The organism is Pseudoalteromonas sp. KG3 (assembly GCF_030436385.1).
Classification (GTDB): domain Bacteria; phylum Pseudomonadota; class Gammaproteobacteria; order Enterobacterales; family Alteromonadaceae; genus Pseudoalteromonas; species Pseudoalteromonas prydzensis.
Genome location: NZ_CP098523.1, coordinates 26,288 through 38,814, shown reverse-complemented (window position 1 = coordinate 38,814; position 12,527 = coordinate 26,288). Strand labels below are relative to the sequence as shown.

The window sequence follows — 12,527 nt, the reverse complement described above, 5'->3', positions numbered from 1 at the left end:
CTATAATCACTTTATTGTACATAAGATCAAGGGAAAACAGTGCAAAAAACCGTAGAGATTTACACCGATGGCTCATGTTTAGGTAATCCGGGCCCCGGCGGTTATGGTATTTTTATGTTTTATAATGACCACGAAAAAAAATTAAGCCAAGGTTACACCCTCACCACTAATAACCGCATGGAAATGCTCGCAGCAATTGTTGCACTAGAAAGTTTGAACCGTCCTTGTGAGATTAACCTCACCACCGACAGCCAATATGTAAAACAAGGGATTGAATCCTGGCTTGCCAACTGGAAAAAACGCGGCTGGAAGACCGCCGCAAAAAAACCAGTTAAAAATGTCGATTTATGGAAACGCCTCGACGAAGCCTGCGCCCGTCACAACATTACCTGGAAATGGGTAAAAGGTCACAGCGGCAATAAATATAACGAAATAGTTGATGATTTAGCCCGTGATGCCGCTGGCAGTAAAAACTTACTTGAAGATACAGGCTATAAACCAGAATAGCCTAATTTAAAAAATTCACCGCAAAGCATTTAACAACTTAGTTATATGATATAAGATTTAGCTATATCATATAGCGGAGTTGTTTAATGTCTATTTTAGTCGAGTCTTTTTTTCATCAACAAAGTGCGACCTTTAGCTATTTAGTGTCTTGCAGTGTCACTAAGGCAGCCATGTTGATTGATAGCCCTGCAGACTTTAACGCAGCCAGCGGCATACTAAGCTTTAATACCGCCAATGACATTATTCGCCATATCGATGAAAACAAGCTGCTGCTTGAGTGGGTTTTAGAAACTCATGCCCATGCCGACCACATTACCGCAGCCAGTTATATTAAGCAGCAATTAGGCACAACTCACCCTTGTAAGCTCGCAACTGGCAGTGAAATAACACAAGTGCAGCAACACTTTAGCCGCTTATATGATATCGATATGCCCTGTGACGGCAGCCCTTTTGAACAACTGTTTAACGGTAATGACAACTTTATGCTTGGCGAGTCTAACGTTACTGTGATCGCAACACCTGGGCATACCCCAGATAGTGTGTGCTATTTAGTTGAAGGGAATTTATTTGTCGGTGACACCTTCTTTATGCCCGATAGCGGCACCGCTCGCTGTGACTTTCCAGGCGGCAGTGCCAAGCAGTTGTATCAGTCGCTACAACGAATACTGTCATTACCAGATCAAACCATATTATGGATGTGCCATGACTATCAACCAAATGGCCGCGAGTTAGCCAATAAAACCACAGTTGCACAGCAGCGGAAAAGTAATATTCATCTACAAGCTAATGAGCAGGATTATATTCAGACTCGTCAAACTCGAGATGCGAGTCTCAATGTCCCTGCTTTGCTGCACCCAGCGATACAAATGAATATTCGCGCAGGGCAATTACCACAAGCAAAACAGAATGAGCAACGCTATTTAACTATCCCGCTCACGGTGCTGCTTTGAGGTTTGTCGCAACCCTGCACCTTTAACTGGCGCAAATTGAGGGCGTGCATGCCACTTAGGCTTTATTGGTGTTAAAGGAGCTACTCGCTTGCGTGCTACTAACATATATACACTGCCCATCGGTTTTAAGTATTGCTTAGTAAAACGTCGCCATGACGCAAACCGCGATAAGCGATTACCGCGCGCCAACGATGAATAAATAAACCGCTCATCACTGACAATTTCAAAACCAAGTAAGTTAAGCCAGTCTTTGACACGTGCGGGGGTAAAAAAGCGCCCAGTCCAAGGTAACTTTTGGCCACTAAAAGGCAGTAATTGCGCCAAACCACATAAGCTAAACGGATTAAAGCCGGTGATCACCATGTAGCCACCGGGGATCAAAGTGCGATGTGCTTCACGTAATATATGATGCGGATCAGAATGATATTCTAAACAATGGCTTAAAATACACGCATCGATACTATGCTCGTAAAAGGGTAATTCATCAATATCTGCTACCACGCCAGTGAATGGCCCAGATTCCGCCACACACACTTGATGTTTTATCGTGCTTTTACTGGTATTGAGTTCACCACTCAAATTTCCCAGTTTTAACATGTGATAACCAAACATACGCGGTAACCACTTATCCATTTTACGTTCTATATCGCTGCGTAAATAGTCACCATGAGGAAACTCTTGCCACGACAGTGGTTTGGGTCCTTCTTGAAAACTAAGGGCTGGTTTCATTCGCTGAGCTCGTTATACTGTGTAATATCGTCACTTTATAGAGCAAAGTCGCATGGTGCAAGTCAAAGCAATTAAAGCCTTTTCAGATAATTATATTTGGTGCCTCAACGAGCCTGGAAGCACTGCGGCTTGGGTAGTCGACCCTGGCCAAGCAGAGCCTGTACTCAACTATTTAGTTGAGGCAGGCTTAACCCTTGCGGGGATTTTAATTACCCACCATCATTATGACCATACGGATGGCGTAAATACCTTGCGAGAAGAGTTTGCCGGTATTGACGTCTACGGCCCAGCTAATAGCCCATTTAAAGGGATCACCAAAGCACTAAATGACGGTGATAAAATCACGGTACTGAATACTGAGTTTACGATTATTACCACTCCAGGGCACACCCTAGATCATATTTGTTATACCAATCCTGCGCTTGCTTTCACTGGCGATACTTTATTTAGCGGTGGCTGCGGGCGTTTATTTGAAGGGACTGCGGAGCAAATGCAGTACTCTTTTGATAAATTAAAAAAATTACCCTCAACGTGCAAAATTTATTGTACCCATGAATATACACAAGCCAATTTAGCCTTTGCGTTGGCAGTTGAACCTAGCAACCGCGATTTAATTGAGTACGCGCAATGGGTGGATACAAAACGCAACAATAAGCAAATTACCTTACCAAGCACGCTCGCGTTAGAACTAAAAATTAACCCGTTTATGCGCAGTGATATTGCAGGCATAACAGACAACTTACCTAAGCAATATAATCCGTTTACAAAAAACATATTACAAAATAATGAACCTTGGCAAAACTTTGCAGGTCTTAGAACCTGGAAAGACCACTTTTAAAAATATTACCTGATAATAATCAACCTATTATCAGGCTAATCAGTCAGTTGTTGCAGTTTTTAAATGGTCAAAAAGTGGCAATGTTAGCTCATTACGGGTAATATTCGCCGAGTTTTTTACCTGATGTATTGGTATTTATGAATAAATCCCCCCTCGTTTTAGCCTTGGCGTTAGTGCTAAGTGGTTGTCAAACATTGACATCAACATCGTCTGATGACGCAATTGCCAATCAAGCAACGCAACCGCAACTTGAAGGCGCAAGCCCGAACGATATTAGCGAAGCATTAATGATCAATGCGCAATACCATCAATTGAATGATGTAGATGCAGCGCCACCGGTTTTTGATGATGTCTGGGAGCGCATTCGTTACCAATTATCAATAGAAGTGCCGCAAAACCGCCCTGTGGTTACCGAGCGTAATTATTATGCAAAGCACCAAGCTTACCTTGATCGTATTTCAAAACGTGCTGAGCCTTACCTGCATTTTATTGTAGAAGAAGTTGAAAAGCGCAACATGCCGATCGAGATTGCATTACTGCCGATTGTAGAAAGTGCCTTTGACCCATTCGGTTATTCAAACCGCAGTGCATCGGGTATTTGGCAATTTATGCCGCAAACCGGTGAGCGTTTTGATTTAAAACAAAACTGGTGGTACGACGGTCGTCGTGACATTGTGCAATCAACTCGAGCCGCGCTTGATTACCTATCTTATTTGCACAAAACCTTAGATGGTGACTGGCTGAATGCGATTGCCGCGTATAATTCAGGTGAAGGTCGTTTGTTACGCGCGATAAAAAAGAATCGCAAAAAACATTTACCGACCGATTTTTGGTCGCTTGATTTACCAAGCGAAACCACCGCTTATGTACCAAAACTACTTGCACTGTCTGACTTATTAAAACGCGCTGATGAATTTGGCCTAAACTGGAACCCAATCATCAATGCACAAGTTGTCGAAGCAGTTGATATTGGCTCTCAAATTGATCTGGCGTTAGCGGCTCAAATGGCCGATATCAGCTTAACAGAACTGTATCGCTTAAACCCTGGGTTTAATCGCTGGGCAACGGATCCAAATGGTCCACACTTTTTATTATTACCCACTGATAAAGTTGAACAGTTTCAGCAGTTATTAGCAAAAACGGCACTTAAAGATCGCTTACGTTGGCAACAATATATTGTCGCCAACGGTGATAGCCTCTCTGTGATTGCGAAAAAGTTTGCAACCAGTACCAGTGCTATCAAATCACTAAACAAGCTCAAATCAAATACCATTCGGGTAGGTCAGCAATTATTGGTGCCATTGAGTGATGGAGCAATTAATAGCGCACATTTACCTGAACAAGTGCGCTTAGCAGCCAATAAAAACAGCCAAAAGAAGCTCTCTCACACGGTTAAAAGTGGTGATACCCTTTGGGATATTAGTCGAGAGTATGATGTTACCATTAATGAACTGGCAAAATGGAACAAGCTTAAAAAGAACAGCGTATTACGTTTAGGTCAAAAGTTAACTGTTTATAAAACATCAAGTAATACGCAAACCGCTTTGATCAGCAGCAATCGTACTATTACCTATAAAGTGCGCCGCGGTGACTCGTTGGCACGTATCGCCGATAAGTTTAACTTAAGCGTTAACGACATTATTAAGTGGAATAACCTTGCTGGGCAAAAATATCTACAGCCGGGGCAAAAGTTAAAACTTAAAGTGGATGTAAAAAGCACCTAAACAAATCGTGCAGACAATAAAAAAGAGCGAACACGCTCTTTTTTATTGCCTTTACTCTGGAATTTTAGCAAGCCACTGCTTTAACCATGGCTCAGTAACAGGCCAAGGTTCAAAATCTTCGCACGCATCAATTTCTAAGCGATGACCAACGGGTTTGGCTTGTAAGTCACGAAACAATTCATCAAAACTGCGCCCTGCACCACAAAAGGTATCACCGTAGCTTCTGTCACCCATCGCAATAATTCCGTAAGGCTTACCTGTCAGCATAGGAAATTGACTATTAAGCTGGGCGTAAAACGGCGCTAAATTATCAGGAATGTCACCCTGACCAGTGGTAGAGGTGATCACTAAAATGTGACTGGCCGATTTTATATCGTCAATGGTTGGAGAGCTTATCAGCTTAACCTGATGGCCTGCTTGCTCAATCGCCTCAATAACCTCATCACTTAGGCGCTCGGCGCCACCGTACACACTGCCGACAAAGACACTTATAGTTGCCATTAATAATCCTTTTCTTGATTGGGCCAGCCTAGTTGAGTACAAATGTTCAGCATTGCCTCGCCCAGTGGCGCTTTAATTTTTATTAGTTGCTGAGTATAAGGGTGCACAAAGTTAAGCTCAGTTGCAAATAACATTAATCGACGCAGTGCAAAATGATCCCTAAAAAACTGATTATGTTGGTTGTCACCATGATTTACATCACCAATGATCGGTAAAGATAAGTGTTTTAAATGACGGCGGATTTGATGCTTGCGCCCCGTTTTAGGAAAACACTCAACCAAGGAATACCGTACTGTCGGGTATTTACCAATTGCTATTGGCAAGGTTGCCTGATGCAAACAATTAAATTGAGTTTGCGCTTCTTGCGCGGCTTTATCTTGTGCTGCAAATTTATCTGCTATTTTATCCAGCTCTTCTTTTAATGGCTTGTCTAAATATACCGACTCTGGGGCAAAGCCACGCACTAACGCTAAATAACGTTTAGTAATTTGATTATCAATAAATAACTGATTGATATCGCGTGCAGCATCAGAGCTTAATGCAAACAGCAAGACGCCCGAAGTAGGCCTGTCTAAACGATGAACAGGAAACACATGTTGGCCAATTTGATCGCGTAGCATCTGCATCGCAAATTGCGTTTCGTGTTTGTCTAAAAATGAGCGATGCACTAACAAACCAGACGGTTTATTAATGGCAATATAGTTTTCATCACGATACAAAATTTCAAGCTCACCAAACTCAACGGGGGCTAGGCGTTCATTCATTATTACTTCCTAATAATTGATCAAGCTGGGCCAGCAGTTGCGTAATTGCTATACCACCCGGTTTTTGCGCGAGCATCAGTTCAGCCATTGGCGCGATAGCAAAATTACTGGGTAACGGGTGAACTTCACTGATCAATAACTGCATTTTTTCAATAAATACAAATTGCAGCCATTGCTCAAACGCCATGGTGTCGTGGCAAAAAGGCACTGTTGAATTTAACGCGCTTGGGTCTATCGGCTCATCTTGCCACAATTGGTGCTGCTTTAATAAGGCTATTAGTTGCGTTAAATACGCTTGGGTCTGTTGGTACATAACCGCCCTCTTTGATTATCATTGCGTGATTATACCCTGTTCCCACATGGCCTGCTATGACGTATAATTTGCAGAATTTTGCAGTAAAAATCAGTGGATCATTATGACCGAGCAAATCGCAACTTTAGGGCAATTACTTGATGGCGCAGGCACCACATGGCGCGTTTTTGATATTGGCAGACATATAACCAAGCTAGATAAGAAGCAGTTTCTGGCCATTGAGCAGGCGCAAATCCCCTACCCTTTTCCTTTAGCTGGCCATGCTTGGTTAGCCATTCAATTTTGGGATAGCAAAGCCAGTAGTGAACCCTATGTATGGTTTTTAAAGTTTCCAGTTGACGAGCAAAGTAAGTTGGTTTGTGCAAGCCGCGACCATTTTGCCAATATGGTGATTGAAGCGATTGGTAATGACTTAACCGGCAGCCAAGCCGACGGTAAACTTGATAACAACCCTTACGTTTTTACCCCCAATGCCAATAAATTAGCCGCCTTTAACGCACAATTAAAAGTGCTGTTAAAACAACCTGCATCACAATATTACGAATACAGCCAATTGTATTTTAGTGGCAAACTCGGGTTTGATAATTGGCAAAGTGTTGCGGTGCAAGGCATTGCTGATTTTGCTTTGCGTTTAGATGATGATAAAAACTTAGCCGCATTACAAAATGCTTGGCAGCAGCTGCCAGCAGAGGTATTACAGCCGCTCAGTGCTATGCTTGAACATGTTGAAATCCCCCCATCATTAAGCGAGCAACTGCTAAGTTATGCTCAACAAGCCATTACACAAAAAGATACATTAGCACTGTGCTGCGCCTTGCGAGCAATGTCTAAAGCGCAAGCGCAGACACTAACAGCACAATTAGTGGATACCATTTTGCACTCAGATATTGCCTGTGAGTCAGATGTTCTGCAAACCATAGCAGGTCGCTGCTTTAATTTACTGAGCGCCCCTGAACGGTTACATATTTTTATGGATAACTGCGCCCACCAGCAACAAATTGAAGAACTTTTTCCAAGTATTTTCGCGGATTTAGTTGCAATACCCAATATTCGCCCGCACTTATTAGGTTTGTTACGTAAAAAAAATCGCAGCGAAACCCTCGCTCGTGCAATTGGAAGGTTATTCTCGTAAATGGCAAGTTTATGGACATTCATTATCATTGGTGCGGTTATTTATCTATTTTGGCTTAATCGTAAAGTGGCTGAGGCTGCCAATGCGCATGCCAAACGACAAAGTGAGCAACTGCAAGTACAGTTAATGAGTGTCGCCTGCATTAAACGCCGCTTTGGCTTATTGAAAAGCGGCAAACCAGGTATTAAAAGTGAATTTATTTTTGAGTTTTCTAGTGATGGTGAAAGTGTTTATCAAGGTGTGCTGTTGATGGAAAATGAAATGCTTAAAAGTGTGGTGGTGCCACCGCATAAGATCTAGTTAGAAAGTTAGAAAGTTAGAAAGTTAGAAAGTTAGAAAGTTAGAAATAGTTGTGCGCAAGGGAGGATGTAACTAATTTTGTGTAAATGCCTATCATAATTTACTCTATCAAGAGTTTAAGGATTAGGCGATGAACATGAATAAAGAAGAACTTGAAGCGTTTGCAAAAGAAGCAGCTAAAAGCATTAAAACACCTGACGATTTAAATCAATTTAGTCAGATGTTAAAAAAGATAACCGTTGAAGCCGCACTTAATGCAGAAATGGATGAACATTTAGGCTATCAAAAACACAGTAAATCCACGAGCAGTAATAGCCGAAACGGTAAAACAAGTAAGCGTATCAAGACAGAAGACGGTGAGTTTGAGCTTGATACGCCCCGCGACCGTGAAGGCTCTTTTGAGCCGCAGCTTGTTAAAAAGCATCAATCTCGATTCACCTCAATGGATAATAAAATTTTATGGCTGTATGCCCAAGGAATGAGCACACGCGATATCGTGAATGCTTTTCATGAGTGGTATGGCGCTGATATCTCTCCCACATTGGTGTCACGTGTTACCAGTGCTGTTATGGAGCAGGTCACTGAATGGCAATCTCGCCCCCTGGATGCGATTTATCCTATTGTTTATTTGGATTGCCTGGTTGTAAAAATACGCCAAGATAAGCGCGTTATCAAAAAGTCTATTTACCTTGCTTTAGGTATTAATATTGACGGCCATAAAGAATTGCTTGGCATGTGGATTTCAGAAAATGAAGGGGCTAAGTTTTGGTTGAGCGTGCTCACCGAATTAAGCCAACGGGGCGTTGAAGATATCTTAATCGCGTGCGTAGATGGCCTGAAGGGATTTCCTGATGCAATTAATACTGCTTACCCGCAAACTCATGTTCAATTGTGTATAGTGCATATGGTTCGCAACTCATTGAAATATGTCTCATGGAAAGATTATAAAGCCGTGACGGCTGATTTGAAGCTGATTTACCGCTCGTCGACAGAAGAGGAGGCGTTGCTGGAGTTGGAGCGATTTGCAGAGAAATGGGACAATCAATATCCTCAAATAGCAAAGTCATGGCGTGCGAATTGGGACAATTTAAACACGTTATTTAATTATCCGGATGCAATACGAAAAGCCATTTATACAACGAATGCCATTGAGTCACTCAACAGCGTTATTCGCCGAGCGATTAAAAAGCGTAAGATATTTCCAAATGACGACTCTGCGAGAAAAATGATTTATTTGGCAATAAAAGAGGCATCGAAAAAATGGACGATGCCAATTCGTGACTGGCGAAATGCAATGAGTCGTTTTATCATTGAATTTGAGGAACGACTCAGCAAGCATATTTAAAATGTAAAACGGGCAGTTACACAGAATCCGTTACAGGCTCGCGCAAGGCTTTTATAAGTCAACTTAAAAAACTAAGGCGTAACATATAGTTACGCCCCAACCTGACTTCGTCCATAATAAGGCATCCATACCTACGCCGAAGCTACCATTTTTATCTATCCCCTGAACGGGTATATATCCAAATACACCCTCACATTGCATCTATGCAATATCCTACACGTCCTAGTGTTATCCTCTTGCCAGCCTGGCCGTCCCGCGGTTCCAACCGCTCCTATTACTTCCTGTAATATAATCCTTTGAGTTGTCCTTATCATTAGCTCCGCTAATGTGCCGCGTCCTGGCGGTATCCTTGTTCGTCCTTGCATCCGTGTTAACTTGTCCGTTTGCTTCCTGCTAAGCTTCATGCTTAATTGCCATAATCCATTTCCTTGGCAGCAGCTCATTCATTGAGTCTGTGTCGTCTTGACAAAGTAAAGTTTAAAGCAAAGTGGAGTTAGCGATAGTTACAAATAATAATAATTTTCATGTCATAATTTTGCAAAAAACAAAATAGTCAATACAAAACAATAACTTAATCACTTAACAGCACTAATTATAGAGGAATAAACGGCTAAAGCGCACGATGATGTAAGATATCTCTCACAGTGATATTTCCATAATGGCGTTTTATACCTTATCAATGTCATTCAGCTGATTTAAACAGCAGTTCACCTTGTACATTATTAAACGTAAGGTGCTGTAAAGACGTAAACCCTTCACTGGCAAAAAATGCAGTGTGTTTATCTTGGGTAACAAAAACCGCCATGCCTGAAGCACTATCATTACTTTGCACTAAATCATTTAAGCCGCGTAATAAGTAGCGACCAATACCTTGGCCATGAAAATGCGGATCAACGGCAATAAATGCTAAAAAGTAATAATTACCTTGGCTGCTGAGCGCATTGCGGATCGTTTGTTCTTTTTCAATCAATTGATTGGTTTGTAAATAGCCTGCGCTTAGCATTAGTTTTAAACGCCAATGCCAATAACGCTGAGCTTGTAATTGACTATCTGATTCAAACACACACGCGACGGCTTTTAACCTATCTTGTTTATATAAACCAATTAATGGCTGTTTTTCTTGCCAAAATGTGTTGAGCTCTTCGCGGATCAAAGCACGTAGTTTTTTTTCATAGCTGGCTTTATTTGATTCACTGTAGTTTAGCAAAGGCTGTAAGAGCGGATCATCATGATAGGCTTGGTAAATTAAACTCGCTGCGATACTGATATCTTCTGCGGCTATATACTGCACACGTAATGTTTCATTTTCAGTCTCTACGGTCATGATTCGTCCTTATTTTGATTTTTTCTGTAGCAACAGCTATAGGTATATTCCTATCTGCATTAAAAGGCAAATTCAGCGGGTGTTAAACTCTAACAACCCATCATAAAGTTCTATTACTGTTTTTCAGTTATCACAAAGGAGCATGACATGGATACCACTAAACACAATATCAATACACTTTTCAAACAACTGGGCTTAGCAAGTTCAGAGAGTGAAATTGATACTTTCATTGCTGCTCATTCATTACCTGACACCACCTTGTTGCAAGACGCGCCATTTTGGGATCAAGCACAACGCCACTTTATTGCAGAGTCATTAGCAGAAGACGGCGATTGGAGTGAAGTGATTGACGAACTAGATGTACGTTTACGTCAGCAGTAAAAGTACTTGGCTATAGCCAACCACCTGTTATTATACCCGGCGCAGCACATCTGCGTGTTGCGCCTTACTTTAAAGAGTTTAAAAATAGAATGAATGCCGTTGTTTTTGATGCAATCAAAGCCCTTCTTGACGAAGGCAAAACCCCTACTGTCGCTTTAACTAAAAGTAAACTAACACAACCGATCCCGTTACCTGTTATTATTGCAGCCGTAAGCCAATATAAAAATAACCCAGATTCTATTCATAACTTGGCAAAATCAGCCAATGTTGTAATAGAGGCTAGCAATGACGAAAGCCAACTTGATCGTATTGAGCAAAAGCTTGATCGCTTACTTGCCCTACTCGAGAATAAAAACTAGAGACTTTACATGTTTGTTGTTGATTTAACGTTTGATTGTTACCAAGATACGACCCTTGAAAATGCCGAGCAAGCAATAAATCGCTTAGTGAATGCATTGCGCTTTAACGGCCAAATAATGGGTGAAGAATTTCCAACTGTGCTAAAAGATGGCTACTTCGTTACCCGCGTTATGTGCCCGACCGATGATGCAATGCACCCACTTAACAACAGCCCGTTTGTTAAACACAGTATTGATAAACTTCATGATGCCGGGTTGCTGGCCCCTAAAATCAAAGTGATTGGTCAAGATATCCACTCTAATGGCGCTGATCAGTGCCATGAACCATCGAGTTATATTTTATATACCACGTATGTTCATACATGTAGTCCATTGTATTGTGGTGATGACTTTTTACCAGTGCCGTTATTTCGCATTCCTGCGATTGCCAATGGTGATTATAAAACCCTAATAAAGTGGCAAGAAGATTGGCAAGCGTGTGATCAAATTCAAATTAATGGCGCTACACGATGTGAATTTCCCGCTTTAGATGAAATATCAAACCTTGATAGCGATCTTTCACGCCGTGGTAAAGATATTGCCAAACGAGTGAGCTTTTTGACTAAAAAGCCTGTGTATTATTATTTGTATCGGGTGGGCGGCAAAGACAAAAACTCAGAACGCGAACGAAAGTGTCCAAGCTGTAATGGCGACTGGAAGTTACCTGAATCATGGTTTGGGTTATTTGATTTTCGCTGTGAGCCATGTGGCTTAGTGTCGAATATATCGTGGGATTTTCAGTAACAACACTTACACTGTCAGTGCTGTTATAAAAGAGCTAAGATCAGCGCTAAGCACATGATGAGGTTTTTTACCTACATACTCTAAACACACTTCCCCTGTTTCTAATAACACCGAAACCAATAAATCTTCTTGCTCAGTTAAACCAATAAATACAGTTGGCGGTTGTTTTAGTTTGCGCTTCATCAAAACATGACCGGTTATATTTTGCTGCAGTAAATCAAAATCATCATCGCTCCACGCCTGTAATAGCTCCACGTCATGCCCGTCAATATTAGCAATAATACAGCCGCCGAAAAACGCGCCATAGTACTGTTGCAGCGCCTTTGGAAACTCAACCTCTAACGCCTTAGCTAAATCAGTTAAAGAGCCACCTGGAGTGCGAGCAACCGCTTGCCATTGGATCAATCCTTGATCATCGGGGTTGCCAACTTCACACGGGCTTGGCCAATCACTGTCATGTGCAATCTGAGGTAATTTGCCTGTTTGCGCTTGTTGCTTACTAGCAAAGCGTTGATGGAGTTGTTCTAACTGGGTAACAATAGTCATGCTGTGAAACTCATAAGCTTTAGGTATAATA

Annotated in this window: 16 protein-coding genes; 10 read left to right on the top strand and 6 right to left on the bottom strand. The window is 41.7% G+C overall.

Translation table 11 applies throughout. From position 1 onward, the window contains the following. Positions 1–39: 39 nt before the first annotated feature. Together rnhA and NDQ71_RS00190 are read left to right on the top strand one after the other, a co-directional pair. Entirely contained in the window at positions 40–507 is a 468-nt protein-coding gene (rnhA, locus tag NDQ71_RS00195) for a ribonuclease HI (RefSeq protein WP_064668340.1), read from the top strand. Positions 508–593: 86 nt separating this feature from the next. Continuing rightward, on the top strand, positions 594–1,457 hold the full coding sequence (locus tag NDQ71_RS00190) for an MBL fold metallo-hydrolase (protein ID WP_301562005.1): 864 nt from the start codon (positions 594–596) through the stop codon (positions 1,455–1,457). Here NDQ71_RS00190 and NDQ71_RS00185 read toward each other — a convergent pair. After that, positions 1,428–2,186 carry a class I SAM-dependent methyltransferase gene (locus tag NDQ71_RS00185; RefSeq protein ID WP_064668342.1) on the bottom strand — a complete coding sequence of 253 codons (759 nt, stop codon included), beginning with the start codon at positions 2,184–2,186 and terminating at the stop codon, positions 1,428–1,430. The two genes, NDQ71_RS00190 and NDQ71_RS00185, sit on opposite strands and share 30 nt — an antisense overlap. A 52-nt stretch (positions 2,187–2,238) precedes the next feature. On the opposite strand from NDQ71_RS00185, the gene gloB reads away from it, so the two are divergent. Both gloB and NDQ71_RS00175 read left to right on the top strand, forming a co-directional pair. Further along, on the top strand, positions 2,239–3,024 hold the full coding sequence (gene gloB / locus NDQ71_RS00180) for a hydroxyacylglutathione hydrolase (RefSeq protein ID WP_301562004.1): 786 nt from the start codon (positions 2,239–2,241) through the stop codon (positions 3,022–3,024). A 137-nt stretch (positions 3,025–3,161) separates the two neighbouring features. After that, positions 3,162–4,748: a LysM peptidoglycan-binding domain-containing protein gene (locus NDQ71_RS00175; protein ID WP_301562003.1), complete on the top strand. Its 1,587-nt coding sequence runs from the start codon at positions 3,162–3,164 to the stop codon at positions 4,746–4,748. Between the two features lie 51 nt (positions 4,749–4,799). Here NDQ71_RS00175 and NDQ71_RS00170 read toward each other — a convergent pair whose 3' ends face one another. From NDQ71_RS00170 to NDQ71_RS00160, 3 genes are read right to left on the bottom strand one after another with little or no spacing between them, the layout of a single operon-like run. Next, complete coding sequence (locus NDQ71_RS00170) at positions 4,800–5,249, bottom strand: flavodoxin (protein ID WP_064668345.1); 450 nt, start codon at positions 5,247–5,249, stop codon at positions 4,800–4,802. Next, positions 5,249–6,013 carry a tRNA pseudouridine(65) synthase TruC gene (truC, locus tag NDQ71_RS00165; RefSeq protein ID WP_192543042.1) on the bottom strand — a complete coding sequence of 255 codons (765 nt, stop codon included), beginning with the start codon at positions 6,011–6,013 and terminating at the stop codon, positions 5,249–5,251. The genes NDQ71_RS00170 and truC overlap by 1 nt, the downstream gene beginning before the upstream one ends. Next, on the bottom strand, positions 6,006–6,326 hold the full coding sequence (locus NDQ71_RS00160) for a YqcC family protein (RefSeq protein ID WP_064668347.1): 321 nt from the start codon (positions 6,324–6,326) through the stop codon (positions 6,006–6,008). Before NDQ71_RS00160 ends, truC begins: the two co-directional genes overlap by 8 nt. A gap of 103 nt (positions 6,327–6,429) precedes the next feature. Between NDQ71_RS00160 and NDQ71_RS00155 the strand changes: the two genes are divergently transcribed. The 3 genes from NDQ71_RS00155 (at position 6,430) to NDQ71_RS00145 (ending at position 9,103) form a co-directional block, all read left to right on the top strand. Further along, complete coding sequence (locus NDQ71_RS00155; RefSeq protein ID WP_192543041.1) at positions 6,430–7,458, top strand: DUF3549 family protein; 1,029 nt, start codon at positions 6,430–6,432, stop codon at positions 7,456–7,458. Beyond that, entirely contained in the window at positions 7,459–7,758 is a 300-nt protein-coding gene (locus NDQ71_RS00150; protein ID WP_192543040.1) for a DUF3301 domain-containing protein, read from the top strand. A 136-nt stretch (positions 7,759–7,894) separates the two neighbouring features. After that, a complete protein-coding gene (locus NDQ71_RS00145; protein ID WP_192543251.1) occupies positions 7,895–9,103 on the top strand; it encodes an IS256 family transposase in 1,209 nt (402 codons plus the stop codon). 682 nt (positions 9,104–9,785) lie between these two features. Here the strand turns inward: NDQ71_RS00145 and NDQ71_RS00140 are convergent. Continuing rightward, positions 9,786–10,427, bottom strand: a complete 642-nt coding sequence (locus NDQ71_RS00140; RefSeq protein WP_192541585.1) for a GNAT family N-acetyltransferase — start codon at positions 10,425–10,427, stop codon at positions 9,786–9,788. Positions 10,428–10,574: 147 nt separating this feature from the next. Here NDQ71_RS00140 and NDQ71_RS00135 point away from each other — a divergent pair, with 147 nt between their 5' ends. From NDQ71_RS00135 to NDQ71_RS00125, 3 genes are all read left to right on the top strand, one after another. Next, a complete protein-coding gene (locus tag NDQ71_RS00135; protein ID WP_192541586.1) occupies positions 10,575–10,808 on the top strand; it encodes a DUF2789 domain-containing protein in 234 nt (77 codons plus the stop codon). 89 nt (positions 10,809–10,897) lie between these two features. Next, a complete protein-coding gene (locus NDQ71_RS00130) occupies positions 10,898–11,167 on the top strand; it encodes a hypothetical protein (RefSeq protein WP_192541587.1) in 270 nt (89 codons plus the stop codon). Between the two features lie 9 nt (positions 11,168–11,176). Next, on the top strand, positions 11,177–11,950 hold the full coding sequence (locus NDQ71_RS00125; RefSeq protein ID WP_064668353.1) for a Zn-ribbon-containing protein: 774 nt from the start codon (positions 11,177–11,179) through the stop codon (positions 11,948–11,950). Positions 11,951–11,956: 6 nt separating this feature from the next. Here the strand turns inward: NDQ71_RS00125 and syd are convergent, their stop codons facing one another. Then, entirely contained in the window at positions 11,957–12,496 is a 540-nt protein-coding gene (gene syd, locus NDQ71_RS00120; RefSeq protein WP_301562002.1) for a SecY-interacting protein, read from the bottom strand. Positions 12,497–12,527: the final 31 nt, after the last annotated feature.